This is a genomic window from Thermus sp., assembly GCF_040290245.1.
Taxonomy (GTDB): domain Bacteria; phylum Deinococcota; class Deinococci; order Deinococcales; family Thermaceae; genus Thermus_A.
Window position 1 is genome coordinate 1 of sequence record NZ_PSMQ01000022.1, and the last position, 25,422, is coordinate 25,422.

The window sequence follows — 25,422 nt, forward strand, 5'->3', positions numbered from 1 at the left end:
GTTCTTGGACGGTAGGATCACCAGCCCCAGCCTCGTTGAGTCTCTGGGCCTGCTTAGCCCCTCTCCACACCTCTTTGCCGACTGTTGTAAGCTGCATCTGTGGGGACCTCCTCCCGGTGTTCCCTTCGGGAAGCAACTCTCCTGGAGTGGTCCCCACATTCTTATCGATCCGGTCTCACATGTGTCTGTCCGGGTTCAGTCCCACCGTTTGTGTTTGTGTTTTTATGCTAGCCTTTTGCTTATGAGAGTTGAAGAGCTCATGGACAAGAATCCAGTCGTGGTCCCTGAGGAGGCCACCCTCGAGGAGGCCGCCCGTATCCTCTTGAAGAACCGGTACGGAGGGCTTCCCGTGGTGGGCCAGGGGGGAAGACTTAAAGGGGTCCTGCTGGTGGAGGACCTCCTGCCCAAACCGGAAAACCTCCCTTTCTCCGATGTGGAGGCCCTGCAGCTTTTTGGGGAGTGGGTGGATGAAGGCGCCCTCGAGGAGGTCTACCGCCGCTACCAGGCCACCCGGGTTAAGGAGGTCATGCGCAAGGAGGTGCCCTGGGTTCATCCCGAGGATTCCTTTGGCAAGGCCTTGGAGATCCTTCTGACCACGGACTTTCACCACCTTCCCGTGGTGGACAAGGAGGGCAAGGTGGTGGGCATCCTGAGCCGGAGCGACTTTTTGAAGTTCATCTTAAAGGAGGTGTAGCGTGCACGGTGCCGGGCCTATCCTGGAAGTATTTTATCTAATCCTGGCGGCTCAGGTCATGGCCTTTCTGTTCAAGCGCCTTAACCAGCCCGTGGTGATCGGGGAAGTCCTGGCGGGCATTTTGGTGGGGCCCGCCCTTTTGGGCCTGGTGCACGAGGGCGAGGTGCTGGAGTTCTTGGCCGAACTGGGGGCCATCTTTCTGCTTTTTATGGTGGGCCTCGAGACCCGGCTTAAGGACATCCTAGCCGTGGGGAAAGAGGCCTTCTTGGTGGCGGTTTTGGGGGTGGCCTTTCCGTTTGTGGGGGGGTACTGGTACGGTCTAGAGATCGGGTTTGAGACCCTACCCGCCCTGTTTTTGGGCACCGCCTTGGTGGCCACCAGCGTGGGCATCACCGCTCGGGTCCTGCAGGAGCTTGGGGTCCTTTCCAGACCCTATGCCCGCATCATCCTGGGAGCAGCGGTCATCGACGATGTTTTGGGCCTGATCGTCTTGGCGGTGGTCAACGGGGTGGCCAAAACGGGGAGCGTGGAGGTGGGGGCGGTGCTCCAGCTCATCCTTCTTTCGGTGGTCTTTGTGGGGCTTGCGGTGGGTCTTTCCCCGCTTTTCGTCCGCTTGCCCTTGGAAAAACTCCCCGTGGGAAGCCCCCTGGGCTTCGCCTTCGCTCTGGGGATGGGGATGGCGGCCCTGGCGGCCTCCATCGGCCTTGCCCCCATCGTGGGAGCCTTTTTGGGGGGGATGCTCCTTGCCGAGGTGCGGGAAAAGTACCGCCTCGAGGAGCCCATCTTCGCCATCGAGGGGTTTCTCGCTCCCCTTTTCTTCGCCATGGTGGGGGTAAGGCTCGAGCTTTCCGCCTTGGTCCAGCCGGCCACCTTGGTCGCCGGGAGCGTGGTTTTGGTCATCGCCCTTCTGGGAAAGCTCTTGGGTGGCTTCCTGGGTGCCCTCACCCAGGGCTTCCGCCAGGCGGTCGTGGTGGGGGTGGGCATGGCCCCCCGGGGGGAGGTGGGCCTGATCGTGGCCGCCTTGGGCCTGGCGGCGCGGGCGGTGAACGAGGAGGAGTACGCCATCGTTCTTTTCATGGTGGTCTTTACCACCCTGCTTTCCCCCTTGGCCTTGCGCCCCCTCATCCTCTGGGCGGAGCAGGGGAAGCGGGCGGTGCCTTAGGATAAGGGCATGCGCCTAAGGTGCCTGGTGGGGGCGGTTCTCAAGGTGCTCCTCTTGGGCGTGACCTGGGGCCTGGCCTTGGCCCAGACCCATACCGTGGCCCCGGGGGATACGCTTTACTCCATTGCCAGGCGGTACGGGACGACGGTGGAGGAACTCATGCGGCTTAACCGTTTGGAGAGCTTTCTCCTTAAGGTGGGCCAGGTGCTCCAGGTTCCGCCTCGAGAGGGAAGCCTGAAAGCCCCCCCTGAACCCCCTAAAGAGGGGGGGCTGGACGAGCTGGACCCCGATGGGCCCCTTTTGAAAGCAGTTTTAAAGTACTTGGGTGTCCCTTACAAGTACGGGGCCAACTCCCCCCTGGCCCTGGACTGCTCGGCCTTCGTGGCCCAGGTGTATGCGGAACTCGGCCATTCCCTTCCTCGGACGACCAAGGACCAGTACGCCGCCCTTCTCTCGGTGGAGACGCCCTTGCCAGGGGATCTGGTCTTTTTCAGCTTTTCCGGGCGGGAGGTGGACCACGTGGGGGTGTACCTCGGCCGGGGGGTTTTCGCCCACGCCTCCAGCTACGGAAGCCGGGTGGTCATCGAGAGCCTCGAGGCCCCCTTTTACCAGAAAACCTACCGCGGGGCGCGGCGCCTGGCCAGCCTGGTCAAAGTCCAGGAAACCCCCCTCCGGTGAGGGCCTGGAGGAGGGCCTCCCCGGGCCGCCCCTCCCCCCTTTGGGCCTTGTCCTCCTTTTCCACCCAGGCCTCCTTTGGGCGGAAAAGAACGGAGCGCCATTCGGTAAGGGCCTCCTCGATGAGGGCTCCTAGGGAGTAGGCCCCGGCCTCTTTCGGCAGGTCGGGGTCCAGGCCCTGGCGGGTAAGGGTCTTTCCGTAGGGGGCCTCGCGGGCCTCCATGGCCCCACCCTGGGCGAAGTAGCGGGCCAGGAGACGGGCCCAGTCCCCCCGGGCGATGGGGGCCATGGCCTGAAGCCCCTCCTCCAGTTCCTTTTCCTCCGGGGCCCGGTACCGGTTTTCATGGACCACGAGGCCTCGAGGCAGTCTGGGCCTGGGGGGGCCATCCTCGGCGGGAACCCCCACCGTCAGCCCCACCGCGGGGAAGACCCCCTCGGGAAGGGCCAAAACCTCGGTGATCTCCGGATAGGCGTTCAAAACCCCACCGATAAAGCAGATGCCGTACCCGAGGCTTTCCGCGGTGAGGGCCAGAAAGGCCGCGCTCAGGCTGGCGTCGATAAGGGCGAAGTGAAGCCCGGTTTTGGGGAAACGCCCCGGGGGGTAGCCCGCTTTTTCCAAAAACCGTCTAACCCGGTAAAGGTCCCCGAGGAAGAGGAAAAACTCCGCCGCCTCGAGGACGTGGGGGTTTCCCGTCTTTTCCGAAAGCCACCTTCTCAGGTCTTTGTCCGTGACGCGGACGGCGGAGTAAAGCTGAGCGGTGGCGTCCGTGGGGGCCCGTTGCAGGGCGAAGAGGAGGGCCTCGAGGTCCTCTTTGGGAATGGGCTTTTGCTGGTACCTGCGCACGCTCCGCCTTTTTTGCAAAACCTCGATCAGCTTCATCCGGCCTCCTTTCAAAGTCCAAGCCAGGCGAGATAGGCCCGGACGAGGTCCTCCCCGTACAGGAGGGCCACAAAGCCCCCGAGGGCCAGATAGGGCCCGAAGGGGATCTTCCTCTGGCTAAAGAGGAGGCCGAACAGGGCCCCAAGAAGAGCGGCCAGGAAGAGGGAAAGAACCGCTCCCTTAAGCCCCACCCAGGCCCCCAGGGCCCCCAGGAGCTTCACGTCCCCATACCCCATGGCCACTGGGGCCTCGAGGGGCGCTTTCTCTTGAACAAGGGCGTTCGGGTCCTTTGGGGGTCCAAAGGCCGGGGAGGCTTGGCCTTCCATCAGGCTGGCCATGGGCGTCCGGGATGGATTGCTTCCCGAAAAGAGCCTGTCTCGCACCGCCCAGTACAACCCCCCAGCCAAAGCGAGGCCGCCCGCGGCCAAGAGGCCGTCTAGGAGGGCCTGAAGGGGGTCTGGACGCAGGAAAAGGGCTAGGGGAAAAAGCCCTAGGCTGAGGAGGTCGGGGAGGACCAGAGGCCTTCCCATCCGGGCGTTCAAGGCCCAGTTCCCGAACCCGACCGCCATCCCAACCCCCCCTCCCAAAGCCGCCCCGGCCAAAGCCGCCAGGTGGACCTGGTGGGTGCCCACGGGGTGGTCGGGGGGGACGTCCTTCCCCCTCCTTAGGACCAGGTTCCCGTACCCCGCCACCAGGCCAAGGAGGCCTGCGGAGCGGAGGGCTCCATCCAGGGCTTCCGAAAACCCCCCCTGAAGCCCCGAAAGGAGGCCTAAGGCGAGAAGGCCGTAGGTAAGGGGATCGGGAAGCTCGTAGGTGTCCAGGTCAATGAAGGCCAGGGCGATGAGGATAGAGACGAAGAGGAAGGCGAAAAGCGCCTCGAGGGAGCGCTCACCGAAGGGAAGAGGTGGGGGAAAGCGAAGAGCCAGAAGGAGGAAAGCCCCTCCGGTGAGCCCTTCCACCAGAGGGTAGCGGGGGCTGATGGGGGCCTTGCAGTGGCGGCACCGTCCTTTGAGGAAGAGCCAGGAAAGGACGGGGAAGAGGTCCAGGGGCCCTAGCCTTGAGCCGCAGGCGGGGCAGCGGGAAGGAGGGTGGACCACCGACTCCCCCCGGGGCAGGCGGTGGATGACCACGTTCAGGAAGGAGCCTACCAAAAGTCCGAGCAAAAGGGCGAAAAGGGGCCACATGGGGGGATTTTAACGGGTTTTCACGAGCGGCGGGTATGATTAGGCCGTGAGACCTGAAGAAGCGTACACCCGCCTTTTGGAGTTCCAGAGGGAAACCGCCTACCTGGCTTCCTTGGGGGCCCTGGCCGCCTGGGACCAGCGGACGATGATCCCCAAGAAGGGGCACGCCCATCGGGCCATGCAGTTTGCCGCTTTAGCCCGGCTCCTCCACCAAAGGCGCACCGACCCCAGGATTGGGGAGTGGCTTGCGGCCCTGGAGGGGAGCCCCTTGGTCCAAGACCCTCACGCCGATGAGGCGGTAAACGTTCGGGAGTGGAAAAGGGCGTATGAAAAAGCCCTCCGCATCCCCGAGCGCCTGGCTGTGGAGCTCGCCCAGGCCACAAGCGAGGCAGAAACGGCCTGGGAGGAGGCCCGGCCCAAGGACGACTGGAAGGGGTTTTTGCCCTATCTGAAGCGGGTCTTGGCCCTGAAGAAGGAAGAGGCGGAGGCGCTCGGGTACGAGAAGGAGCCCTATGATGCCCTTTTGGACGAGTACGAGCCGGGGATGCGGGCGGAGGAGCTTAAGCCCCTTTTCGCCGAGCTTAGGGAGGGGCTTGCTGCCCTTCTAGACCGGATTTTGGGGAGTGCGCGCCGGCCGGACACCTCCATTCTCCACCGCCACTTCCCCAAGGAAAAGCAGGAGGCCTTCGCCAAGGAGCTCCTTTTGGCCCTGGGCTACGACCTCGAGGCGGGCCGTCTGGACCCCACGGCCCATCCCTTTGAGATCTCCATCGGCCCAGGGGATGTGCGCCTCACCACCCGGTACTACGAGGACTTCTTTAATGCCGGCATCTTCGGGACCTTGCACGAGATGGGCCACGGCCTTTACGAGCAGGGCCTTCCCCCCGAGCACTGGGGGACCCCTCGAGGCGAGGCCGTCTCCTTGGGGGTGCACGAGTCCCAAAGCCGCACCTGGGAGAACCTGGTGGGCCGCTCCTTCGGCTTCTGGCGGAGGTTTTATCCCCGGGCCCAGGCCTACTTCCCTGAGCTTTTGGACGTTTCCCTCGAGGCGTTCCACTTTGCCATCAACGCGGTGGAGCCCTCCCTCATCCGGGTGGAGGCGGATGAGGTGACCTACAACCTGCATATCCTCATCCGGTTTGAACTGGAGCTGGCCCTTTTCCGGAATGAGCTTGCCCCCGAGGACCTGCCCTTGGCCTGGGGCGAGCGGTACCGGGCCTATCTGGGCGTGGCCCCAAGGGATTACAGGGATGGGGTGATGCAGGACGTCCACTGGTCCGGGGGGCTTTTGGGCTACTTCCCCACCTACACCCTGGGGAATGTCTACGCCGCCCAGTTTTTCAAAAAGGCTGAAGAGGCACTCGGCCCGCTGGAAGAGGGGTTCGCCCAGGGAGAGTTCGGGGCCTTTTTGGACTGGAGCCGGAGGAACATCCACCGGGAGGGGAGCCGGTTCCGGCCTAAGGCCCTAGTGGAAAGGGTCACCGGTGAACCCCCTTCTGCCCGGTACCTTCTGGACTACCTGAACCGGAAGTTCAGCGCCCTCTACGGGTTCTGAGCCGGCCTACCCCCCGCCCCGGGCTGCGTAGAGCTCCAGCTTTTCAAACCACCTCAGGGCCTCGGGGCCTTCCACCTCCACCTCCAGCCGGGGCACCTCCAGGTTCCCTACCCTGTGGGGCGGGAGCTCCCGGAAGCGGACCAAAGCCCCAGGGAGGAGAAAGGCCTCCCCCTCCTTTCTGGCCCCCAGGCCCTTGAGGTAGGCTTCCAGAAGCCATGGCCTCAAAGCGCCGTAGACCCGGCGGAAGGCCTGGCCGCCCGCCACCGGGGGGAAGAGGTCCAGGGTGTCCCCTTCCGAAAGCGGGGTGTCCAGGCCTTGGAGGTAGCGGACATCCCTTCCCCCCAGGAAGACCGTGGCCCGCTCCGCCAGGGCACCGTTTTCAAAAAGCTCCGCCTCGAGGGCCGGGTGTTGTTTCACCAAGGCGGAAAGCGCCTCACCCACGGTTTTCCCAGGGACCTCCAGCCGGCTTTTCCCCGCCAGGTCGCGGAAGGTCGCGTAAAGGTGAATGACCGGCATGCCTCCATCCTAAGACCCCCCGCCTGGGGTGGGGAGGGCCAAGGGGCGTTAGTCGTCCGCGGCGGCGCCCAGAATCCCCAAGGCCTGGAGCTTGGCGGGGGGAACCACCCCGTTTTCCCAGCCCCGCTCCCGGTAGTACTCCTGGAGCATCAGGTCGAGCTCCGTAACCTGGCCCTTGGAGCCCTGGCAGTCGGAGGGGGTGGTGAGGAAGCGCTCGGGCAGATAGTCCGAGCCTTCGGCCCATCCCGCCAGATTGTTGTAGTAGCGCTCGAGGTTGTAAATCCTTTCCCCGATTTCCAGAATCTCCTCTGGCGTGACCGGCACGCCCCAGTAGGCGGAAAGCTGTTTGGCGTACTCCTCAGGACCCTCCGCGAACTGGCTGAACTTGCAAAGGTCCAGGGAGTCGGTGAAGGCGGAAAGGTCTTGGAAGAGCTTGGTGAGCCGGCCCTTCCCCTCCCAGGCCAGAGGGTCGGTCTTGTAGGGCACGCCCAGGATCTCCGAGGCGGGGGTGTAGGCCCTGAGGTGGCAGGCCCCCCGGTTGGAGGTGGCGTAGGCGATGCCCATGCCCTTAAGCCCCCGGGGGTCGTAGGCGGGGATGGACTGGCCCTTGACCTCGAGGGCGATCTCCGGATGGCCAATGGACCTGGCCCAGCGGGCAGGGCCTTCCGCAAGGCCATCCCCCACGCCCTTCCGGTAGGCGATGGCCTCGATGATGCGGATCTCCCCCTCTTTGTCCCCAAAGCGGATTCCGTCCGGCCCCTGGTAGTACCCCTTCTCCGTGGCCTCCATGAGGGCGGCGATGGCGTTTCCGGTCTCGATGGTGTCCATCCCGTAGGCGTTGCAGAGGTAGATGGCATACCCCGTCCAGTCCGTGTCCGTGTGGCCTGAATGCGCTCCCAGGGCCCAGGCCGACTCGTACTCGTAGGACTCGAAACGGATGGTTTTGCCGTTGATGTGGACCTCCACCATCTTCTTGCAGGCCACCGGACAGGCGTGGCAGGTGTTGTCCTGGAGGAGGCGGTGCTCCCGGATGTACTCCCCGGAGATCTTCTCCGCGCCTTCAATGCAGGTGTGCTGGGCGTTGTAGGTGGGCAAGGCCCCCATGACGTTGGTGATGTTCATGAGGACGTTGGTCCCGTAGAGGGAAAGCCCGCCCTTCTTGGGAGCGGTGACGTTCTTGGGGTCGTTGATGGTGGCAGAGGCCTGCCGATCCGCCTCTTTCCAGAGGCCGGGGTCCTTGGGCTGGGGGATCCGGTCATGTCTGCCCACCACCACGATGGCCTTGAGCTTCTTGCTCCCGGCCACCGCCCCGGTCCCCCCGCGGCCCGCCGCCCGCTCATCGTTGTTCATCCAGTTGGCGAAGCGGACCAGGTTCTCCCCTGCGGGGCCGATGGCCATCACATCCGCATCGTTGCCGTGGCGCTCCCGAAGGATGCGGCAGGCCTCGTGGGTGGTCGTGCCCCAGAGGTCAGAGGCGTCGTGGATGCTGACCTCCCCGTCTTGGACCAGGAGGTAGACGGGCTTGTCCGAGGCGCCCTTGATGAGCAGCCCGTCAAACCCCGCCCATTTGAGCTTGGCCGCCGTCCAGCCCCCCATGTGGCTATCGGTGACCGTGCCGGTGAGGGGGCTTTTGGTTACCACGGCCAGCCGGCCAGACATCTTGGCCCGGGTGCCCGAGAGGGGGCCGTTCATGATGGCGAGGAGGTTGTCTGGGCTGAAGGGCTCCACCTGGGGGCCGTTTTCAAAGACGTACTTTACCCCCAGGCCCCGTGCCCCCACGTACTTTCTCAGGTCCTCCTCCTTGGGGGCTTCGTACCGGACCTCTTTCGTGGAGAGGTCGATACGGGCCAGCCTGTACGTGTATCCGCCGAGCATACACCCTCCTTTCGCGGGCCAAGGCCAAAGCCCAAGACGGATGGGACGACCCCAGGTTGACGCCCGTTTTCAAAGGGAGATTCTATCACCTTTCACCCCCTTGAGCAAGGTGCAGAGCACAGTTTAAATGGGGGCATGTTCGCCCTGGTGGGGGAGGTGCTGGTGGACCTGGTGCGGGAGAGGGGGGAGGGGCTTTGCCTCCGGGGGGTCCTGGGGGGCTCGAGCCTGAACACCGCGGGGGTTTTGGCCCGGATGGGGGCGGAGGTGGTCTTCTTCGGCGAGGTGGGGGAGGACTGGGTGGCGGACTGGGCCAGGAGAGCCTTGCCCCCGGTCCAGGCCTACCTGCAGACCCATCCCGCCCCCATGCCCTTGGCCTTGGCGCAGCTGGACGAGAACGGAAGCGCGCGCTACAGCTTTCACCGCCCCTTTGCCGAGCCCTTCACCCCTTTGGTGGACCGCTTGGGAAGCCCCGCCTGGTTCCACTTCGGCTCCCTCTACGCCTTTGACCCTCGGACGGAAGGGGGGGTGTGGGCGCTTTTGCGGGCGGCCCACCGGGCCGGGAGCCTGGTGAGCTTTGACCCCAACCTGCGTTCTACCCCGGACGAGGCCCTTTGGGAAAAGCTCCGCTCCTATTTGCCTTTCGTCCACCTTCTGAAGCTTTCCCTCGAGGACGCCGCCCTCCTCTTCCCCAAAGACCCCTTCGAAGTCCTTACGCTGGGCGTTCCCCTCACCGTTTTGACCCTGGGGGAGAAGGGGGCTTTGGCCTGGTTCCTCCCCTATAGGAAGGAGGTTCGGGTTCCAGGCCAAAAGGTGGTGGTGGCGGACACCATCGGGGCAGGGGACACCTTCACCGCCGCCCTTCTCCTTTTACTTTTCCAAAGGGGCTTACGGGGCCAGCAGGACTTCGCCCTCTGGAAGGGGGAAGGCCTCGAGGAGGCTCTGGAAGGGGCAGTGGAGCTTTCCGCCCTGGCTTGCACCGTCCGGGGGGCGGGGCTTCCCGCGGAAGGGGTCGCGGCTTGGAAGAGGCGGTGGCTACGGCTTTAAGAGGAGTTTTCCCACAGTCTTTCGGCCTTCCAGGGCCCGGTGGGCCTCCGCCGCTTCGGAAAGGGGGAACTCCCCTCCGATGTGTACGCTGAGGCGCCCTTCCAGGAAGCGGCGGAAGACCTCGCCCGCGCGGTGGAGGAGTTCCCGCCTCGAGGCGGTGTAGTGGTGGAGGCTGGGCCGGGTCAAGAAAAGCCCCCCCTTGTGGTTCAGAACCTGGGGATCAAAGGGAGACACGGGGCCAGAGGACTGGCCGAAGAGGACGAGCATCCCCCTCAGGCGCAAGGCGTCCAGGCTTTCTTCGAAGGTCGCCTGGCCAACACCGTCATAGACCACGTCCGCCCCCACCCCGTCCGTGATCTCCCGCACCGCTTGGGCGAAGCCCTCATAGGGTAGGGCGAAGTCCGCCCCCCGGGCCCGGGCGAGGGCCCGCTTTTCCTCTGTGCTCGCGGTGGCGATGACCGTGGCCCCCTTTGCCTTGGCCAGCTGGATGAGAAGCTGCCCCACGCCCCCGGCGCCCGCGTGGACCACCGCCACCTCTTTGGGCTTCAGGGGGTAGGTGGCCTCCACCAGATAGTGGGCGGTCATTCCCTGGAGAAGAAGGGCGGCCGCCAGGCGCGTGGAAACCCCTTCCGGTATGGGGACGAGCCTCGAGGCGGGCACCACCTGGTACTCTGCATAGGATCCAAGGACATTGGACCAGGCCACCCGGTCCCCCGGCTGGAAGGCCAAGACCCCTTCCCCCGCCTTCTCCACCACCCCTGCCCCCTCCTCCCCCGGGGTGAAGGGCAGGGCAACGGGGTAGAGCCCCCGGCGGCGGTAGGTGTCGATATAGTTCACCCCCACATACTCCACCCGGACCAGGACCTCCCCCGGCCCGGGTTCAGGAAGGGGAAGCTCCTCGAGGCGGAGGGTCTCGGGCCCCCCATAGGCGTGCACCCTGATGGCCTTCATGCCCTAAGTTTACCGGGCGGTGGACCTGGGTTTAGAGCCTCGTCAAAACGCGCGGGCGTACTGGGGTGGAACCTCGGGTGCTTCGCCCAGCGCCTTTGCGGCCCGCAAGGGAAAGAAGGGGTCTCTTAAGAGGACCCGGCCCAGAAGGACCAGGTCAGCGCTGCCCGCCTGGAGGATGGTTTCCGCCTGCTCCAACGTGGTGATGAGGCCCACGGCCCCCGTGGCCATTCCCACGCCCTTTCGGACCGCGTCGGCGAAGGGAACCTGGAAGCCCGGGGCCACCGGCACCCTGGCCTTCGGCACCACACCCCCGCTGGAGCAGTCCAAAAGGTCCACGCCCAGGCCCTTAAGCGCCCGGGCAAAGGCCAGGGTGTCCTCCAGACCCCAGCCGCCCTCCACCCAGTCCGTGGCGGAGACCCGCACAAAGAGGGGGAGCTCCTGGGGCCAAACCTCTCGCACCGCCCGGGCCACCTCGAGGGGGAAGCGCATGCGATTCTCCCGGCTTCCTCCGTAGGCGTCCGCCCTTTGGTTGGAAAGGGGGGAGAGGAAGGAGGAAAGAAGGTAGCCGTGGGCCATGTGGAGCTCCACCACCAAGAAGCCCGCGTTCAAAGCCCGCTTTGCTCCCTCCACGAAGGCCTGGAGGATTCTTTCCATACCGGCCTCGTCCAAAGGCTCGGGAACGGGATAGCCCTCGGCGAAGGGGAGGGGGCTTGGCCCCACCACCTCCCAACCCAAAGGCCTGCCTCCTTCCCAGGGCCTCGAGGTGCCCGCCTTTCGACCGGCGTGGGCGAGCTGGATGCCAGGCACCGCGCCCGCCTCCCGGATGCGCCGGGCCAGCTCCCTTAAGCCCGGGAGGTGCTCCTCTGACCAGATGCCCAGGTCAAAGGGGCTGATCCGTCCCTCGGGCAAAACGGCCGTCGCTTCCACGATCACCAGCCCCACGCCCCCAAGGGCCCGCGTGGGGTAGTGGAGGAGGTGCCAGTCCGTGACCTGGCCGTCCTCCGTGGCCGAGTACTGGCACATGGGGGACATGGCCAGGCGGTTCTTTAGCCTGAGGGTTCTCAAGGCCAAGGGGGAGAAAACGAGGCTCATGGGGACCAGTCTGAGGGGAGGGTGGGGGAGAGTTCAAGGGGGATTCCAGCCTCCTCGCTCCACCGTTTTTCTAAAATGGGTGTATGGATGAAGGATTGCGTCGGGCGCTCGAATATGTGGAAAGGCTGCTTTTTGGGGATGGGTCCCGGCCCGGCCTCACCCGTTCGGAGCTCGAGCGCCTTGTGGGCTACCCCGTGAAGGGGGATGAGCCCCTGACGTACACCCTTCCCGGGACCCCTGAGCTTTCTGGAGTCCATGCGGTGCGGTTTTACTACTACCCTAAGGACCCGCAGATTCAGCTCCTGGTGGAGGTGGAGGACCTGGAGGGCCGGAGGCGGCGTAGGCGTTTTCGCTGGAACGGCTTTGCTTGGGAGGCTCGGCAGGGGGGGGAACCGGATTCGGGGGAGGAGGTTTCGGGCCTCCTGCGCATCGGAGAGGACTACTTTGCAGGCTACGCGCAGGAGGAGGCCAAGGAGCTGGCTCTGGCCGTGCGCAAGGGCGAGGCGGTGGGGGTGAAGTACCTCCTTTGCCCGAGGGATGGAACCAGGCTTTTCTACGCCCCCCAGGTCAAGGCCCAGGAGCTGGTCTGCCCAGCCTGTGGCAACCCAACCCTTCTTTACAAGACGCTAACCCTTAGGGAACCCAAGGACCCGTTGGAGGTCCTCATCGAGGAGCAGAAGGCCCTGCGCAGGGCTATAGAGGCCCTCACCGCCTACCTAAAGCGGAAGCTCGGTCCCTAGACCCTCTGCCCCGGCAGGTTCCAGCCGGTGTAGGCGTAAAACCGGCCCCGTTCCCCCTTCAAGTAGTCCAAAAGGGGCTCGAGGAGGGGAAGGTACCCTTCCAGGCGGCGGGCGATCTCCTCAGGGGTGTAGAACCGGGCTTCCACGATATGGCCGTCGGGATCGCGGGGGTTTAGAAGCCCCTCGTAGCTGGCCCGAAAGGCCATGGCCAAAGTGCGCTCGTTCTTCTTCTGATCCTCTACCTGGATGACGTAGGCCAGGTGCTCCACCTGCCGGATCTTAAGCCCGGTCTCCTCGCGAACCTCCCGCACCAGGGCTTGCAGGCAGGTCTCTCCCGGTTCCACCGTACCCCCGGGAAGGGTGTACCGGATGCGCCCCCGGCGGCCCCAGTCGTTGCCTACCAGAAGCACCCGTCCTTGGGCATCCATGAGGACGGCGGCGGCCACTAAAAGCTCACGCCGCATCGTTCACCAATTCCGCAAGCTGCCGCTCCTGGTCGGCCCTCTTCAGGGCTTCGTAGAGGGGGAAAAGCTCCCCCTCCAAGACCCCTTCCAGGTCGTGCGTGGTGAAGCCAATGCGATGGTCCGTCACCCGGGACTGGGGAAAGTTGTAGGTGCGGATCTTCTCCGAGCGCTCCCCGGTCCCGATCTGGGCCAGGCGGTGCTGGCGAAGCTTCTCCTGCTCCTCGGCCCGCTTCATCTCCAAAAGGCGGCTTCTCAGGATGGTCAGCGCCTTTTCCTTATTCTTGATCTGGCTCCTCGAGTCCTGGCAGGTGACGATGATCCCGGTGGGGAGGTGGACCACCCGGACGGCGGAGTCCGTGGTGTTCACCCCTTGCCCGCCGGGTCCGGAGGCCCGCATCACGTCGATGCGGATCTCGTCCATATTAAGCCTCAGGTCCTCCTCCATGGCCTTGGGCAAGACGGCCACGGTGGCGGTGGAGGTGTGGATCCGGCCCTGGGTCTCGGTGGCGGGGACCCTTTGCACCCGGTGCACCCCGGACTCGTACTTAAAGACCCCATAGGCCCCGGGCCCCTGGACCTCGAACACCACCTTGGAAAACCCGCCCAGGTCCGAGGGATGGGAGTCCAGGATCTCCGTGCTGAAGCCCATCTTTTCGGCGAATTTCAGGTACATCTTCAGGAGGTCCCCGGCGAACAGCGCCGCCTCCTCACCCCCGGTGCCGGCGCGGATCTCCACGATGGCGTCCCGCTCGTCCACGGGGTCTTTGGGCAGGAGGAGGACCTGGAGCTTCTCCTCCAGCTCCTGGATCCTGGCCTCCAAGGCCTCTACCTCAGCTTTGGCCACTTCCTTAAGCTCCGGGTCGGAAAGAAGTTCCCGGGCCGAGGCCAGCTCTTCCAAAGCCTTCCGGTAGGCCCTGCCCGCCTCCACCAGCTCCCCCATCTCCGCGTAGCGGCGGGAGAGGGCCTGGTAGCGCTTCGGGTCCTTCAGGACCTCGGGGTCGGAAAGGAGCGCTTCCAGCTCCCGGTGTTCTTCCTCTAGCTGCGCGAGTTTCTCCCACATCCTAATCCTAGGATACCCTTGATAGGGTTTTTAGGTAAACCTAAAATCCCCCTGGGATGCCGGAGTACCTCTTGTATGCCCTTCTGGCCGGCCTCTTCACCTGGGGGCTGACCGCGGTGGGGGCGGCCTCGGTCTTTTTCACCCGGGCCCCTGGCCGGAAGCTTCTGGACCTGATGCTGGGCTTCGCTGCGGGGGTGATGCTTGCGGCGAGCGTCTTCTCCCTCCTCCTTCCCGGGATGGAGATGGCCGAGGCCCAGGGCCAAGCACCCTGGGTGCCGGCGGCGGTGGGGTTTCTCCTGGGTGGGGGGTTTCTTCGGCTTCTGGACCGGGTCCTTCCCCACCTGCACCTGGACTTTCCCAAGGAGAGCGCCGAGGGCCTCCCCACCACCTGGCGGCGGACCACCCTTCTCATCTTGGCCATTGCCCTGCACAACCTGCCAGAAGGCCTGGCGGTGGGGGTGGCCTTCGGGGCCTGGGCGCTGGACCCCACCGGCGCCGCCACTTTAGGGGGGGCGGTGGCCTTGGCCATCGGGATCGGGCTCCAAAACCTGCCGGAGGGGCTTGCGGTGGCCTTTCCCTTGAGGCGGGAGGGGGTTTCCCCGGGCCTGGCCTTTTTCTACGGACAGCTCTCCGCTTGGGTGGAGCCTTTGGGAGCCCTTCTGGGGGCGGCTTTGGTGGCCCAGGTGGCGTTGCTTCTGCCCTACTTCATGGCCTTTGCGGCGGGCGCCATGGTCTTTGTGGTGGTGGAGGAGCTGATCCCGGAAAGCCAGCTTGAAGGCTACGGGGACCTCGCCACCTTTGGCCTCATGCTGGGCTTTTCCGTAATGATGGCCCTGGATGTGGCTCTGGGCTAAGCCCCTAGAGCAGGGCTCTTAGGTCCGCCACAACCCGCTCCGTTTCCTCGATCTTGTCCGGGCTAAAAAGCAGGGCCAGCTTTCCCTCCTTCACCACGAAGGTGGTGGCCGTGTGGTCCACCAGGTGCTCGGTGGGGGAGACCACCTGGCTTTTCTGATAATAGACGCCAAAGGCTTGCCCCGCCTGACGGATGGCCTCTGGGCTTCCCGAAAGCCCCAGGAAGGAGGGGTGGAACTGCTTGGCGTACCGATCGGCCAACTCAGGCGTGTCCCGCTCCGGGTCCACGCTGACGAAGATGACCTGAACCCGCGACCTTTCCCCTTCCGAAAGGGCCAAGAAGACCTTGCGGATCTTCAGGAGGGTGGTGGGGCAGACGTCCGGGCAGTGGGTGTAGCCGAAAAAGATCAGGACGAGCCTGTCCTTGAAGTCTTCCAGCCGGACCGGGCCCCCTGGGCCCTCCAGGGCAAAGCCCACGGGCTTGGGGGTTGCGAGCCGGGTTCCATAAAAATCGTGGCCCTTTCTGGAGTTCAGGTAAAGGACCCCCCCCAGGGCCATCACCCCCAGGAGGAAAAGGGCGAGCCGGTTCATCGCATCTCCACGGGAAGCTCCAGCCTAAGGGTGGAGCCATCCGAAAACCTAAGGAGTAGAGGGATTTTTTCCCCCACCTTGAGGGGGCGCTTGAGCTTTTCGAGCATGAGGTGCTTCCCCCCAGGCTTTAGTTCCAAGCGGCCGTGGGGAGGGATTTCGAACGAGTCTACGGGGTACATGTGCATCACCTGCTGGTCTCCCATCTGATGCATGTGCGTGATGTGGAGGGAAACCCTTTCTGCGACGGGGGTTTCTGCCCTAATGAGCCTCAAGGCCTTGGAGCTTGGGTTCTCCAGGGTGAGGAAGGCGCCGGCCGCGGGGGCCCCTGAAACGTACCGGATCCACCCGCCGGGCAGGGCCTTCACCGCCAGGGCCAGCCCCCCGGCCAACAAAAGGGAAAGGAGGGTGCCTTTCATGGCTCAAATCCTACACCACCCTAAGGAGGGCAAATGTCCTTCCCTTAAAATCAAAGCGTGCGCCTGGCCGCTTTTCTCCTCATCCTGCCCTTCTTCCTCCAGCTTTTGGGCTTCGGAGCGACCCCCTTGGGCGGGGGGCTTTGCGGGGAGGTTCTCCGGGGGCGGGACCTGCCCTTCGGCCTCCAGCCGCCAGGGTTCTGGCTCGGCCTGGTCTTCATGCTCCTTTTAGCCTTCCAGCTCGGCCTGGGGGCGCTCTTCCTCCTTTTGCCCCTCCTCGAGGCCCGGCCCAGCCCCTTCTTCCTCCGCCTGGGCCGGGGAATCGTCTTCGCCTTGGTCCTCCTTTTCCTCCTAAGCCGCACCCTGGGCCTTCCCCTGCCCAGCCCTCAGGGTTGGGTGATCGCCAGCCAGCCGGTGGACCCCCTTTCGCTTTTGATTGTGGGCGTTAGCGCCCTAGGTGGGCTTCTCCTGCGAGAATAGGGGGGATGGAGCGGCTTCTCGAGGTGATGCGCAGGCTCAGGGCCCCGGACGGCTGCCCCTGGGACCGGGCCCAGACCCACGCCTCCTTAAGGCCCTACCTCCTGGAGGAGGCCTACGAGGCGGTGGAGGCCATCGACCGGGGCGACCCGGAGGGGATGGCCGAGGAGCTGGGGGATGTCCTTTTGCAGGTGGCGTTTCACAGCGTCCTCGCTGAGGAGGAGGGAACCTTCACCTATGAGGACGTGGAGCGGAAGGTGGTGGAGAAGCTGATCCACCGCCACCCCCACGTCTTCGGCGACGCGGAGGCCAAGACCCCGGAGGAGGTCAAGGCCCGCTGGGAGGAGTTGAAAAAGGAAGAGGGGAAGGGGACCGACCCCTGCCAGGCCCCCCTTCCCGCCCTCTTAAAAGCCTATAAGGTCTGGCGGAAGCGGGGCCTTAAGGCAGAGGGGGAGGCGGTTCAAAAAGCCCTGGCGGAAGGGGATTTAAGCCGGGCCCTCTTCGTTCTGGTGGGGCTTTTTGCCGAACGAGGGGAGAACCCGGAGGTGGCCCTTCTGGAACACCTACGGACGGTATGCGAATAGACGCCCTCGCCCGCCGCCTGGCCCGGACCCCACCCCCATCCCCTCCGCCTTTGGGCTTCCGCCTCGCGGGGGTGGTGGTGCCCCTGATCCTGGGGGAGGAGCCAGCCCTCCTTTTCACCCTAAGAAGCCTCGATCTCCCCACCCACGCCGGCCAGGTCTCCTTCCCCGGGGGGGTTTTGGAGGAGGGGGAGACCCCGGAGGAGGCGGCCTTGCGCGAGGCCGAGGAGGAGGTGGGCCTGAAGGGCCTTCTGCCCCTGGGCCGGCTTCCTGCGGTCCTCTCCCCCTTTGGCTTCCAGGTCCTCCCCGTGGTGGCCTACCGGGAGGGGCTTCCCCCTTTGAGGCCCAACCCTCGCGAGGTGGCGGAGGTCTACCTGGCCCCCCTTAAAGAACTCCTCGCCCTCACCCCCTGGCCCGAGGAGCGCCTGGGCCGAAGGGTCTGGCACTTCCCCTGGCGGGGGGTGGACATCTGGGGGGTGACGGGGAATATCCTGAAGGCGTTTCTGGAGGTGTGGCGTGAAGCGGATCGGGATTCTTCTGGCTGACCTTTTTGACGAGCGGGAGTTCATCTACCCCTATTACCGGGTCCTCGAGGCCGGGCACCGGGCGGTGGTGGTGGGGCCGGAGGCCCGGGAGTACCGGGGTAAGTCGGGCCTGGCCTGGAAGGCGGAGGTTTCCGCCCAAGAGGCCCTACCCTTGGACGGCCTCCTCATCCCGGGGGGGTTCGCGCCCGACTATCTGAGACGGAGCCCCGAGGTTCTGGCCCTGGTCCGGAACCTGGACGCGCAAAGGCGGCCCCTCGGGGCCATCTGCCACGCAGGCTGGGTCCTCATCAGCGCCAAGGTGGTGAAGGGCCGGAAGGTAACGGGGTTTGCCTCCATCCGGGAGGACCTGGAAAACGCCGGGGGGCTTTACCAGGAGGCCGGGGTGGTGGTGGAAGGCCACCTGGTCACCGCCCAGGGGCCCAAGGACCTGCCCCGGTTCATGGGGGCTTTTTTGAGCCTGCTCTAGCTGAACCGGGTCCCTGCCCTCCCTGAGAGAACCCCCTCCAGAATTCCCTTTCGACCCCGGGCGATGGCCGCCCAAGGGGCCCCCGCCCGGAGGGCGGAAAGGGCCGCCTCCACCTTGGGGATCATCCCCCCCTGGAGGACGCCTTCCCTCTTCAAAGCTTCCACCTCGGCCGGGCTTAGGCGGCTGATGCGGCTTTCCGGGTCACTGGGGTCCCGCAGGACCCCTTCCACATCCGTGAGGAAGACCGCAGGCCAGCCCAAGGCACCCGCCACCGCCCCTGCCGCCGTGTCCGCGTTCACATTCAAAGGGCCCTCCTCGTCTAGGGCTATGGGGGCCACCAGGGGGGTGTAGCCCTTGTCCAGCAGGTCCAAAAGGAGCCCCACCCCCACCCTGACCACCTCCCCCACCCGGCCCAGGCCGGAAACGGCCCTGCCCCAAAGAAGGCCTGCATCCCTTCCGGAAAGGGCCACCGCCTTCCGGCCCCTCTGGCCTAGCCCATGGGCGAGCCTCTTGCCCAAGGCGGTGAGGACCATCTCCACCACCTCCATCTGCTCCGGGGGGGTGGCCCGCAGCCCCCCCACGAACCGGGTCTCATAGCCCAGGCGCGTAAGCCAGGCCCCGATCTCGGGCCCCCCCCCGTGCACCAGAACCAGGGGGTTTGGGAAGAGGGCGAGTTCGTCCAGAACCTCCTCCGCCCCCTGCAGGCTTCCCCCCACCTTGACCAGGATCATCCTTCCCCCTCCAGGTAGAGGACGCCCTCGGGGAGGCCCCCCTCCTCGTCCGTTTCCAGAAGGTCCAGAAAGCCCAGAGCCGCGTGGTCGGGATGGAGGCCCAAAACCCCTGCGGCCCGCATCACCGCGGCTACGGGCGGAGCCTTAAGGGCCAGGCTCAGGGCCTCGTCCAGCCCAAAGGCCTGGGGTTCAACCTCCTCCCCTTGGGCGAAAAGGGCCTTGAGCTCACCCCCTTCGGCTCGAGCAAAGAGGAGGTCCTCTTCGTTTAAGACCATGAAGGCGAGGGCCTCCCCCAGGCTGGAGAGCTCTAAAAGGAAGGCCAGAACCGCCTTCGGGTCCTCCTGGGCCTCGAGGGCTTCCAGATACAAAGAAACCCAGGGGGTATCTGGCACCAGATAGGCCCCAAGACCCTCCCCTCCGAGCCAGGGCCGCACCAGGGCCGCCAGGTTTGCAAGCGGTTCTTGCGACGCCTCGGGCGCTGAGCCGGGTGGGGGTTTCACATGGAAGGAGAGAAAGCTCCTCACACCCCGATTGTAGACTGAAAGGGATGGGTGCCCTTTACCGCCGGGTCCGCCCCCTGACCTTTGAGGAGGTGGTGGGGCAGGAGCACGTCAAGGAGCCCCTGGCGCGGGCTATCCGGGAGGGGCTTCTGGCCCAGGCCTACCTCTTCAGCGGCCCCCGGGGGGTGGGGAAGACCACCACCGCCCGCCTTCTGGCCATGGGGGTGGGGTGCACGGGGAGGGAGGGGGCCAGGCCCTGCGGGGTGTGTGAGCACTGCCGGATGGTCCGGGAAGGGCACCACCCGGACGTCTTGGAAATCGATGCCGCAAGCCATAACTCTGTGGAGGATGTGAGAGCCCTTCAGGAAAGGCTTTTATTGGCCCCCCTTTTGGCTCCGAGGAAGGTCTTCATTTTGGACGAGGCGCACATGCTTTCCAAAAGCGCCTTCAACGCCCTTCTAAAGACCCTGGAGGAGCCCCCGCCCCATGTCCTGTTCATCTTTGCCACCACCGAGCCGGAGCGGATGCCCCCCACCATCCTCTCCCGGACCCAGCACTTCCGCTTCCGGCGCCTGAGCGACGAGGAGATTGTGGCCAAGCTCCGGCGCATCCTAGGGGAGATGGGCCGCGAGGCCACGGAGGAGGCCTTGGGGCTTATTGCCCGGCTGGCGGATGGGGCCATGCGGGATGCGGAGAGCCTCCTGGACCGGCTTTTGCTTTTGGAAGGCCCGCTAACGCGGGAAAGGGTGGAACAGGCCCTCGGCCTCCCCCCTAAGGAGGCCCTTTTCCAGGTGGCCAGGCTTCTTGCGCAAGATCCTCCTGAGGTCCTGGGGGCCCTGGAGGGGGTCCGTGCCCTTTACCAGCAGGGTTTTTCGGCCAAGAGCCTGCTTTCAGGCCTCCTCGAGGTCCTGAGGGAGGAGCTGCCCCGGGCCTTCGCCGCCCAAGGCGGTGCGCCCCCCCTGGGCCTTTCCCCTCCCCGGCTCGTCCGGGGGATGGAGGTTCTGGACGAGGTCCTTTGGGAGATGAACCGCCGGGCGGATCTCATGGGGCTAGAGGTTGCCCTTTTGAAGCTCCACGCCGCCTGGCATCCCGAGCCCTCTCGCGAGGCCCTCTTTTCCGAAGGGGAGGCTGGACAAAGGCCCCAGGCGGCCCGGCCTTTGGTTCAGCCGGCCGCTTCGCATAGCGAACATCGGGCTGCTTCGCATGGCGAACATCGGGCTGCTTCGCATAGCGAACATCGGGAGGACTTCTCCAAAGGGCAAGCCCAGCCGGCTTCTCCCCCGCCAGGGGGGGAGCGGGAAGGGCAGGCCGTGGAAGCCCGCTGGCGGGAGTTCCTCCAGGCTTTGAAGCCCACTCTGAGGGCCTTTCTGCGGGAGGGGCGGCCCCACCTGGAGGAGGAAACCCTCTACATCCTCTTCCCCAAGGCCAGGGCCTTCCACCGCCAAAAGGCCCTGGAGAAGCGGGCCGAGTATCTGCCCCTGGCCCTCGGGATCTTCGGGGTCAGCTCGGTGGAGCCGGTTTTGGAGGAGGAAAAAAAAACCCCTGATCTAGCTGGCCTTGGGGCGGCCCCGGTCCTTTCGGAGCTACCCTCCCAAGGCGGGCAAGAGGGTCTTGTTGCTTCGCCAAGCGAACACCGGGTTGCTTCGCGAAGCGAACACCGGGTTGCTTCGCAAAGCGAACACCGGGAGGAACTGGCAGAAAGCCATGCCTCGACGAGCGAATCCGTGCCGGTTGATTCGCCCAGCGAACACCGAGCGGCTGCCCCCCCAAGGTCAGGCGCCCCCGGGTCCAAAGACCCCCTGGACGAGCCCCGGCTCCGCCACCTTATCCGCCTCTTTGGGGCCCGGGTACTCCATCTCAAGCCCCCTGAGGGAGGGCGTGCCTCCGAACCCCTGAGCCAGGATGAAATAGGGGGTAATGGTATATAATGGGCAGCATGCGGACCACCGACCTAGGCAACGAGACGATTGAGAACATCCTGAAGCGGCTGAGGCGGATTGAAGGGCAGGTGCGGGGCCTGCAGAAGATGGTGGCCGAGGGGCGGCCCTGCGACGAGGTCCTGACCCAGATGACCGCCACCAAGAAGGCCATGGAATCCGCGGCCACCTTGATCCTCGAGGAGTTCCTTAACCTGTGCGCCACCGAGGTCTCCGAGAGGGGGGCCGCTCCTAAGAAGGCGGAGGAGATCGCCACCATTTTGCGCAAGTTCATCTGATGCCCCCCAGGCTTCGTCGGCTCCTCCTCGCCTTCTTTCCCCATTTAGTCCAGCCCGACGACGCCTTTGCCCTTCGCTTTCTGCCTCCGGAGGAGGCTGCCCTCTTCCTGGCCATGGACCCCAGGGACCGGCTCCACGGTGTGGAGGTGGCCAAGCGCCTCTTAAAGGCGCATCCAGAGGCCCCCTTGGCGGCGGTGCGCGCCGCTTTGCTTCACGATGTGGGGAAGTCCCTGAGGCCGTATAGGCCCTGGGAGCGCATTCTTACTGGCCTCTTCGCCCCGCCCCTCCCCCCTGAGCCCCTCAGGAAGGGGCTTTTGGGCGCTTTCCAGGTGCGCCGCCACCACCCTTTTTACGGGGCCCGGATGGTCAAGGACCCCCAGGTGGCCCGGCTTATCCTGGAGCACCACGCTCCCAAAACGGAGTGGGGCCGGCGCATCCACCGCCTGGACCAGGGGGTTTGAACCCCGGGCTTTGCCCCTAGCCAGGGCTGGCCCTATGGGGTAAGTTATCCTTCGAAAGGGAGGGCTTATGGAAAGCTTCACGTGGCGCGTGGGCGGGCCCCAGGGGGGCGGGGTGGAGACCGCGGCAACCCTCTTCGCCCGCGCGGTGGCCAAAGGAGGCTGGTGGGCGGCGAGCCGCCGGGAGTACCACTCCAACATCATGGGGCGGCACTCTTACCTGGACGTGCGCCTGGGCCGGAGACCCATCCGAGGATTCTACGAGAGGGTGGAGATGTTGGTGGCCCTGGACGGGGAGACCTTGGTCCGCCACCTGGGGGAGGTGAGGCCCCAAGGGGTGCTCCTCTACGATCCCAAGCACCTGAGCCTCACCCTGTCCAAACTCCCCATGCTGGACCACCGCATCCTGGAGGAGGTTTCCCAAGCCCTAGGCGAGGCCGATCCGAGCCTTAAAAAAGTCCTGGAGGCGTACGTGGCCCAGGGGGTCCAACCTTTGCCCTACCCCTACGAGGAGGTGGCGGACCGGATCGGGGAGGCGTTGGGGGTGCCCGCCCTTCAGGCCCGGCGCACCTTGAACACCATCGCGGTGGCCGCAAGCCTGCACTTCATGGGCTACCCTAAGGAGCCCCTTCTGGAGGCTTTGGCCCTGCAGTTTAGGGGGCAGGTCCTCGAGCTCAACCAGAAGGTGGTGGAGGCGGTTTACCGGGAGGAGGCTCCTCGGATCCCGTACCGGCTTTCCACCAACGGGTACGAGCCGGGCCGGGTCTACCTCACGGGGTCCCAGGCGGCGGCCTTGGGCAAGCTCGCCGGGGGGGTTCGCTTCCAGACCTACTACCCCATCAGCCCCGCCACGGACGAGAGCGTCTACCTCGAGGCCCACACCGGCTTCCCGGGGGCGGAGGTGGCGGTGGTCCAGACGGAGGACGAGATCGCGGCGGTAACCATGGCCATCGGCGCGGCCATGGCGGGGGCCAGGGCCGCCACCGCCACCAGCGGCCCCGGCTTCAGCCTCATGGTGGAGGGGATGGGGTTTGCGGGGATGGCCGAGGTCCCCCTGGTGGTCACCCTGTACCAGCGGGGCGGGCCCAGCACCGGCCTGCCCACCCGGACCGAGCAGGGGGATTTGTTCTTCGCCCTCCGGGGCGGGCACGGGGAGTACCCGCGGCTTGTCCTGGCCTCGGGGGACGTGGCCGAGGTCTTCCAGGATGCCCAGAGGGCCTTGAACTGGGCCTGGTCCTACCAGCTTCTGGTGGTGCACCTCCTGGACAAGTTTCTGGCCACCATGGGGGAGGTCCTGCCGAAGGACGCCCTTCCCCTTTTGGGCGTGGAGGAGGGGCCAAGGGCGGCTCCCCGAGCGGGGCGGGCCGAGGTGTATCCCCGCTTTAAGCCGGGGCCCGACGGCCTCACCCCGTTCCTGCCCCTGGGGACCCCGGGCTGGATCTACTGGATCACCTCGGACGAACACGACGAGGAGGGGCATATCACCGAGGACCCCAGGCTCCGCGAGGCCCAGATGGAGAAGCGGATGGCCAAGCTCGAGGCCGCCCGGAGGGGGATTCCCCAAGAGGACCAGTACACCCTATTCCGGGAGGGCGAGGTCATGGTTTTGGGCTGGGGTTCGGTGAAGGGGACGGTTTTGGAGGCGCTGGAGGCGCTCCCCGGGCTGGGGTTTTTGCACCTCAGGCTCCTTTGGCCCTTTCCTGAACTCAAGAGCCTCCTGAAAGGCAAAACCCTGGTGACGGTGGAACACAACTACTCGGGCCAGCTTGCCGACCTCCTCCGGCAGGAGACGGGACTCGAGGTGGCCCACCGGGTGGTGAAGTACAACGGGCGGCCCATCACGGTGGACGAGGCGGTGGAGGCCCTGAAGGCGGTGCTTTTGGGCCAGGCCCCAAGGCGCCTGGTCTTAAAAGGAGGGGTGTGATGCTGGAGCTTAAGCTTGCGGACTACAAGGCGGAAAAGCAGCCCGACTGGTGCCCGGGCTGCGGGGACTACGGGATCCTTTCCGCCCTGCAGATGGCTCTTTTTGAGCTAAAGAAGGACCCCAGCCAGACGGTGGTCTTCTCGGGGATCGGGTGCGCGGCCAAGACCCCTCACTACCTGAACGCGTACGGGGTCCACACCCTCCACGGCCGGGTCCTGCCCCTGGCCCAGGGGGCCAAGCTGGCCAACCCCCACCTGACCGTGGTGGCCGTGGGCGGGGATGGGGACGGGCTCGGGATTGGGGCGGGGCATTTCCTGGCTGCGGGGCGGCGGAATGTGGACATGCTCTATATCCTCCACGACAACGAGGTCTATGGGCTCACCAAGGGCCAGGCCGGCCCCACCTTGGGCCTTTGGGAGAAGACCAAGAGCCTGCCCAGGCCCAATCCACAAACCCGCGTCAACCCTCTCCTTTTGGCCTTCTCCGCCGGGTATACCTTCATCGCCCGGGGGTACGCCTACGATGTCAAGGGCCTTAAGGAGCTCATCAAGGCGGGGATCCTGCACAAGGGCCTGGCCTTCCTCCACGTCCTCCAGCCCTGCCCCACCTACAACGACCTCCACACCAAGGAGTGGTTTGCCCCCCGCATCTACCGCCTTCAGGACGAGGGGTACGACCCACGCGTCCCGGAGGGGCTTCCCGAGGAGGAGCTGGGCCGCAAGATGGCCCTCTTCCAGGCAAAGGCTCTGGAGTGGGGGGAGCGGATCCCCGTGGGGGTCTTCTGGCAGGTGGAGCTTCCCACCTTTGAGGAGCGGCTTAGGGCTTCCCTGCCCCGCTACCCCGAGGTCTACCCCGCCCAGGGGCCGCGGGAGGCCTTGGACCTGGAGGGCCTCCTCCAGGAGTTCGCCCTCTAGCCCTTGACTTTGTTAACCAGAATTAAGTAGCCTGGTTGACGTGCCCGCCCTCCTTCCCCTCCTGACCGAGACCTTTCAAAGCGGGGAAGCCCTGGCCCGGCGCCTAGGGGTAAGCCGGGCCGCGGTGCATAAGGAGGCCCGGCGGCTTCGGGCCGAGGGGTATCCGGTGGAGGTCAGCCGGGAGGGGTACCGGCTTTCCCCGGGGGCCCCTGCCCCTCACCTCCTTTCCTACCCCTATCCCTTTCACTACCTGGGCCGGGTGGACAGCACCCAGGATGTCCTAAGGGGCCTGGCCCGCTCCGGGGCCCCGGAGGGAAGTCTGGTGCTGGCAGAGGTTCAGGAAAAGGGCCGGGGGCGGCGGGGAAGGGTCTGGCTCTCCGAACCTGGGAAAAGCCTCACCTTCTCCCTCCTCCTGAAACCCAGCCTTCCCCTTTCCGGGCTGGGGCTTCTTCCCCTCCTCGCGGGGGTGGCCCTGGCCGAGGCGGTGGGGGTGGGGGGGTTAAAGTGGCCCAACGACCTCCTAAGCCCGGATGGCCGGAAGATGGCCGGGGTCCTCCTCGAGGCGGAGGTCCAGGGGGAGGAGGTGGCCTTTGCCCTTCTAGGGGTGGGGATCAACGTCCTTTCTGCCCCTTCGGGGGCTGCGGCCCTTGCGGAGTGGGGTTTTGCGAACAGGCGGGAGGTGCTTGCGCGGTTTCTCGAGCGCTTCTTTGCCCTTTACCCCCTCCTTTTTGAGCCCCAGGCCCTCCTGGACCGCTGGCGGGAGAGGAGCCTCACCCTGGGCCGAAGGGTGAGGGTTGTGACCCCAAAGGGCCTGGTCGAAGGGGTGGCCGAGGAGGTTCTGCCCGACGGGAGCCTCCTGGTGG

The 25,422-nt window shown here is 65.6% G+C and carries 29 protein-coding genes; 17 read left to right on the plus strand and 12 right to left on the minus strand.

Translation table 11 applies throughout. From position 1 onward, the window contains the following. Window positions 1-241 precede the first annotated feature (241 nt). The 3 genes from C4301_RS04700 to C4301_RS04710 are packed head-to-tail and all read left to right on the plus strand — an operon-like array spanning window position 242 to window position 2,534. On the plus strand, window positions 242-694 hold the full coding sequence (locus C4301_RS04700) for a CBS domain-containing protein (RefSeq protein WP_352413949.1): 453 nt from the start codon (window positions 242-244) through the stop codon (window positions 692-694). A 1-nt stretch (window position 695) separates the two neighbouring features. After that, window positions 696-1,856 (plus strand): cation:proton antiporter, encoded by a 1,161-nt coding sequence (locus C4301_RS04705; protein ID WP_352413950.1) that lies wholly within the window; start codon window positions 696-698, stop codon window positions 1,854-1,856. A 9-nt stretch (window positions 1,857-1,865) separates the two neighbouring features. Further along, on the plus strand, window positions 1,866-2,534 hold the full coding sequence (locus C4301_RS04710) for a C40 family peptidase (RefSeq protein WP_352413951.1): 669 nt from the start codon (window positions 1,866-1,868) through the stop codon (window positions 2,532-2,534). On the opposite strand, the gene C4301_RS04715 is transcribed toward C4301_RS04710, so the two are convergent. Next, a complete protein-coding gene (locus tag C4301_RS04715; protein WP_352413952.1) occupies window positions 2,506-3,411 on the minus strand; it encodes a nitroreductase family protein in 906 nt (301 codons plus the stop codon). The two genes, C4301_RS04710 and C4301_RS04715, sit on opposite strands and share 29 nt — an antisense overlap. A gap of 11 nt (window positions 3,412-3,422) precedes the next feature. Continuing rightward, complete coding sequence (locus C4301_RS04720) at window positions 3,423-4,595, minus strand: prepilin peptidase (RefSeq protein ID WP_352413953.1); 1,173 nt, start codon at window positions 4,593-4,595, stop codon at window positions 3,423-3,425. Window positions 4,596-4,641: 46 nt separating this feature from the next. Between C4301_RS04720 and C4301_RS04725 the strand changes: the two genes are divergently transcribed. After that, the gene (locus C4301_RS04725) at window positions 4,642-6,150 is read left to right on the plus strand and encodes a carboxypeptidase M32 (RefSeq protein WP_352413954.1); all 1,509 of its coding nucleotides are present in this window, start codon (window positions 4,642-4,644) and stop codon (window positions 6,148-6,150) included. A gap of 6 nt (window positions 6,151-6,156) precedes the next feature. On the opposite strand, the gene C4301_RS04730 is transcribed toward C4301_RS04725, so the two are convergent. Together C4301_RS04730 and C4301_RS04735 are read right to left on the minus strand one after the other, a co-directional pair. Further along, a complete protein-coding gene (locus tag C4301_RS04730; protein WP_352413955.1) occupies window positions 6,157-6,666 on the minus strand; it encodes a ubiquitin-like small modifier protein 1 in 510 nt (169 codons plus the stop codon). 48 nt (window positions 6,667-6,714) lie between these two features. Next, complete coding sequence (locus tag C4301_RS04735) at window positions 6,715-8,541, minus strand: aldehyde ferredoxin oxidoreductase family protein (protein WP_352413956.1); 1,827 nt, start codon at window positions 8,539-8,541, stop codon at window positions 6,715-6,717. A 135-nt stretch (window positions 8,542-8,676) separates the two neighbouring features. Here C4301_RS04735 and C4301_RS04740 point away from each other — a divergent pair, with 135 nt between their 5' ends. Continuing rightward, window positions 8,677-9,585 (plus strand): PfkB family carbohydrate kinase, encoded by a 909-nt coding sequence (locus C4301_RS04740; protein ID WP_352413957.1) that lies wholly within the window; start codon window positions 8,677-8,679, stop codon window positions 9,583-9,585. On the opposite strand, the gene C4301_RS04745 is transcribed toward C4301_RS04740, so the two are convergent. Together C4301_RS04745 and C4301_RS04750 are read right to left on the minus strand one after the other, a co-directional pair. Continuing rightward, window positions 9,574-10,536 (minus strand): quinone oxidoreductase family protein, encoded by a 963-nt coding sequence (locus tag C4301_RS04745; RefSeq protein ID WP_352413958.1) that lies wholly within the window; start codon window positions 10,534-10,536, stop codon window positions 9,574-9,576. The genes C4301_RS04740 and C4301_RS04745 overlap by 12 nt on opposite strands. A 42-nt stretch (window positions 10,537-10,578) precedes the next feature. Beyond that, the gene (locus tag C4301_RS04750; protein ID WP_352413959.1) at window positions 10,579-11,628 is read right to left on the minus strand and encodes an NADH:flavin oxidoreductase/NADH oxidase; all 1,050 of its coding nucleotides are present in this window, start codon (window positions 11,626-11,628) and stop codon (window positions 10,579-10,581) included. A gap of 83 nt (window positions 11,629-11,711) precedes the next feature. Here C4301_RS04750 and C4301_RS04755 point away from each other — a divergent pair, with 83 nt between their 5' ends. Continuing rightward, window positions 11,712-12,368 carry a hypothetical protein gene (locus C4301_RS04755; protein ID WP_352413960.1) on the plus strand — a complete coding sequence of 219 codons (657 nt, stop codon included), beginning with the start codon at window positions 11,712-11,714 and terminating at the stop codon, window positions 12,366-12,368. Here the strand turns inward: C4301_RS04755 and C4301_RS04760 are convergent. Together C4301_RS04760 and prfA are read right to left on the minus strand one after the other, a co-directional pair. Then, on the minus strand, window positions 12,365-12,832 hold the full coding sequence (locus tag C4301_RS04760) for an NUDIX hydrolase (protein ID WP_352413961.1): 468 nt from the start codon (window positions 12,830-12,832) through the stop codon (window positions 12,365-12,367). The two genes, C4301_RS04755 and C4301_RS04760, sit on opposite strands and share 4 nt — an antisense overlap. Continuing rightward, window positions 12,822-13,892, minus strand: coding sequence for a peptide chain release factor 1 (gene prfA / locus C4301_RS04765; RefSeq protein ID WP_352413962.1), 1,071 nt, complete (start codon window positions 13,890-13,892; stop codon window positions 12,822-12,824). Before prfA ends, C4301_RS04760 begins: the two co-directional genes overlap by 11 nt. 56 nt (window positions 13,893-13,948) lie before the next feature. Between prfA and C4301_RS04770 the strand changes: the two genes are divergently transcribed. Beyond that, the gene (locus tag C4301_RS04770) at window positions 13,949-14,746 is read left to right on the plus strand and encodes a ZIP family metal transporter (RefSeq protein WP_352413963.1); all 798 of its coding nucleotides are present in this window, start codon (window positions 13,949-13,951) and stop codon (window positions 14,744-14,746) included. 4 nt (window positions 14,747-14,750) lie between these two features. Here the strand turns inward: C4301_RS04770 and C4301_RS04775 are convergent, their stop codons facing one another. After that, window positions 14,751-15,335 carry an SCO family protein gene (locus C4301_RS04775; RefSeq protein ID WP_352413964.1) on the minus strand — a complete coding sequence of 195 codons (585 nt, stop codon included), beginning with the start codon at window positions 15,333-15,335 and terminating at the stop codon, window positions 14,751-14,753. Then, window positions 15,332-15,751: a copper chaperone PCu(A)C gene (locus C4301_RS04780; protein ID WP_352413965.1), complete on the minus strand. Its 420-nt coding sequence runs from the start codon at window positions 15,749-15,751 to the stop codon at window positions 15,332-15,334. The genes C4301_RS04775 and C4301_RS04780 overlap by 4 nt, the downstream gene beginning before the upstream one ends. A gap of 57 nt (window positions 15,752-15,808) precedes the next feature. Here C4301_RS04780 and C4301_RS04785 point away from each other — a divergent pair, with 57 nt between their 5' ends. The 4 genes from C4301_RS04785 to C4301_RS04800 all read left to right on the plus strand — a co-directional run bounded on the left by C4301_RS04785 (window position 15,809) and on the right by C4301_RS04800 (window position 17,817). After that, window positions 15,809-16,228: a hypothetical protein gene (locus tag C4301_RS04785; RefSeq protein WP_352413966.1), complete on the plus strand. Its 420-nt coding sequence runs from the start codon at window positions 15,809-15,811 to the stop codon at window positions 16,226-16,228. Then, window positions 16,225-16,809: a MazG family protein gene (locus tag C4301_RS04790; RefSeq protein WP_352413975.1), complete on the plus strand. Its 585-nt coding sequence runs from the start codon at window positions 16,225-16,227 to the stop codon at window positions 16,807-16,809. The genes C4301_RS04785 and C4301_RS04790 overlap by 4 nt, the downstream gene beginning before the upstream one ends. 71 nt (window positions 16,810-16,880) lie before the next feature. Beyond that, window positions 16,881-17,351 (plus strand): NUDIX hydrolase, encoded by a 471-nt coding sequence (locus C4301_RS04795; RefSeq protein WP_352413976.1) that lies wholly within the window; start codon window positions 16,881-16,883, stop codon window positions 17,349-17,351. Further along, window positions 17,323-17,817 (plus strand): type 1 glutamine amidotransferase domain-containing protein, encoded by a 495-nt coding sequence (locus tag C4301_RS04800; protein WP_352413967.1) that lies wholly within the window; start codon window positions 17,323-17,325, stop codon window positions 17,815-17,817. Before C4301_RS04795 ends, C4301_RS04800 begins: the two co-directional genes overlap by 29 nt. Here the strand turns inward: C4301_RS04800 and argB are convergent. Both argB and C4301_RS04810 read right to left on the minus strand, forming a co-directional pair. Beyond that, window positions 17,814-18,548: an acetylglutamate kinase gene (gene argB, locus C4301_RS04805; protein ID WP_352413968.1), complete on the minus strand. Its 735-nt coding sequence runs from the start codon at window positions 18,546-18,548 to the stop codon at window positions 17,814-17,816. The two genes, C4301_RS04800 and argB, sit on opposite strands and share 4 nt — an antisense overlap. Then, complete coding sequence (locus C4301_RS04810) at window positions 18,545-19,072, minus strand: hypothetical protein (RefSeq protein ID WP_503012391.1); 528 nt, start codon at window positions 19,070-19,072, stop codon at window positions 18,545-18,547. The genes argB and C4301_RS04810 overlap by 4 nt, the downstream gene beginning before the upstream one ends. A 23-nt stretch (window positions 19,073-19,095) precedes the next feature. Here C4301_RS04810 and dnaX point away from each other — a divergent pair, with 23 nt between their 5' ends. The 6 genes from dnaX to C4301_RS04840 all read left to right on the plus strand — a co-directional run. Next, window positions 19,096-20,976 carry a DNA polymerase III subunit gamma/tau gene (gene dnaX / locus C4301_RS04815; protein ID WP_352413969.1) on the plus strand — a complete coding sequence of 627 codons (1,881 nt, stop codon included), beginning with the start codon at window positions 19,096-19,098 and terminating at the stop codon, window positions 20,974-20,976. 8 nt (window positions 20,977-20,984) lie between these two features. After that, the gene (locus tag C4301_RS04820; protein ID WP_352413970.1) at window positions 20,985-21,263 is read left to right on the plus strand and encodes a metal-sensitive transcriptional regulator; all 279 of its coding nucleotides are present in this window, start codon (window positions 20,985-20,987) and stop codon (window positions 21,261-21,263) included. Further along, window positions 21,263-21,724, plus strand: coding sequence for an HD domain-containing protein (locus C4301_RS04825; RefSeq protein ID WP_352413971.1), 462 nt, complete (start codon window positions 21,263-21,265; stop codon window positions 21,722-21,724). The genes C4301_RS04820 and C4301_RS04825 overlap by 1 nt, the downstream gene beginning before the upstream one ends. A 67-nt stretch (window positions 21,725-21,791) precedes the next feature. After that, window positions 21,792-23,645: a 2-oxoacid:acceptor oxidoreductase subunit alpha gene (locus C4301_RS04830; RefSeq protein ID WP_352413972.1), complete on the plus strand. Its 1,854-nt coding sequence runs from the start codon at window positions 21,792-21,794 to the stop codon at window positions 23,643-23,645. Beyond that, window positions 23,645-24,559 carry a 2-oxoacid:ferredoxin oxidoreductase subunit beta gene (locus C4301_RS04835; RefSeq protein ID WP_352413973.1) on the plus strand — a complete coding sequence of 305 codons (915 nt, stop codon included), beginning with the start codon at window positions 23,645-23,647 and terminating at the stop codon, window positions 24,557-24,559. The genes C4301_RS04830 and C4301_RS04835 overlap by 1 nt, the downstream gene beginning before the upstream one ends. A gap of 40 nt (window positions 24,560-24,599) precedes the next feature. Then, a partial coding sequence (locus C4301_RS04840) for a biotin--[acetyl-CoA-carboxylase] ligase (RefSeq protein ID WP_352413974.1) occupies window positions 24,600-25,422 on the plus strand: 823 nt, incomplete at its 3' end.

Bases quoted from the DNA above. Each gene is read 5' to 3' on its own strand.
- C4301_RS04700 (WP_352413949.1), top strand. From the start codon at position 242: ATGAGAGTTGAAGAGCTCATGGACAAGAATCCAGTCGTGGTCCCTGAG.
- C4301_RS04710 (WP_352413951.1), top strand. From the start codon at position 1,866: ATGCGCCTAAGGTGCCTGGTGGGGGCGGTTCTCAAGGTGCTCCTCTTG.
- C4301_RS04715 (WP_352413952.1), bottom strand. From the start codon at position 3,411: ATGAAGCTGATCGAGGTTTTGCAAAAAAGGCGGAGCGTGCGCAGGTAC.
- C4301_RS04720 (WP_352413953.1), bottom strand. From the start codon at position 4,595: ATGTGGCCCCTTTTCGCCCTTTTGCTCGGACTTTTGGTAGGCTCCTTC.
- C4301_RS04730 (WP_352413955.1), bottom strand. From the start codon at position 6,666: ATGCCGGTCATTCACCTTTACGCGACCTTCCGCGACCTGGCGGGGAAA.
- C4301_RS04735 (WP_352413956.1), bottom strand. From the start codon at position 8,541: ATGCTCGGCGGATACACGTACAGGCTGGCCCGTATCGACCTCTCCACG.
- C4301_RS04740 (WP_352413957.1), top strand. From the start codon at position 8,677: ATGTTCGCCCTGGTGGGGGAGGTGCTGGTGGACCTGGTGCGGGAGAGG.
- C4301_RS04745 (WP_352413958.1), bottom strand. From the start codon at position 10,536: ATGAAGGCCATCAGGGTGCACGCCTATGGGGGGCCCGAGACCCTCCGC.
- C4301_RS04750 (WP_352413959.1), bottom strand. From the start codon at position 11,628: ATGAGCCTCGTTTTCTCCCCCTTGGCCTTGAGAACCCTCAGGCTAAAG.
- C4301_RS04755 (WP_352413960.1), top strand. From the start codon at position 11,712: ATGGATGAAGGATTGCGTCGGGCGCTCGAATATGTGGAAAGGCTGCTT.
- C4301_RS04760 (WP_352413961.1), bottom strand. From the start codon at position 12,832: ATGCGGCGTGAGCTTTTAGTGGCCGCCGCCGTCCTCATGGATGCCCAA.
- prfA (WP_352413962.1), bottom strand. From the start codon at position 13,892: ATGTGGGAGAAACTCGCGCAGCTAGAGGAAGAACACCGGGAGCTGGAA.
- C4301_RS04770 (WP_352413963.1), top strand. From the start codon at position 13,949: ATGCCGGAGTACCTCTTGTATGCCCTTCTGGCCGGCCTCTTCACCTGG.
- C4301_RS04775 (WP_352413964.1), bottom strand. From the start codon at position 15,335: ATGAACCGGCTCGCCCTTTTCCTCCTGGGGGTGATGGCCCTGGGGGGG.
- C4301_RS04780 (WP_352413965.1), bottom strand. From the start codon at position 15,751: ATGAAAGGCACCCTCCTTTCCCTTTTGTTGGCCGGGGGGCTGGCCCTG.
- argB (WP_352413968.1), bottom strand. From the start codon at position 18,548: ATGATCCTGGTCAAGGTGGGGGGAAGCCTGCAGGGGGCGGAGGAGGTT.
- dnaX (WP_352413969.1), top strand. From the start codon at position 19,096: ATGGGTGCCCTTTACCGCCGGGTCCGCCCCCTGACCTTTGAGGAGGTG.
- C4301_RS04820 (WP_352413970.1), top strand. From the start codon at position 20,985: ATGCGGACCACCGACCTAGGCAACGAGACGATTGAGAACATCCTGAAG.
- C4301_RS04825 (WP_352413971.1), top strand. From the start codon at position 21,263: ATGCCCCCCAGGCTTCGTCGGCTCCTCCTCGCCTTCTTTCCCCATTTA.
- C4301_RS04830 (WP_352413972.1), top strand. From the start codon at position 21,792: ATGGAAAGCTTCACGTGGCGCGTGGGCGGGCCCCAGGGGGGCGGGGTG.
- C4301_RS04835 (WP_352413973.1), top strand. From the start codon at position 23,645: ATGCTGGAGCTTAAGCTTGCGGACTACAAGGCGGAAAAGCAGCCCGAC.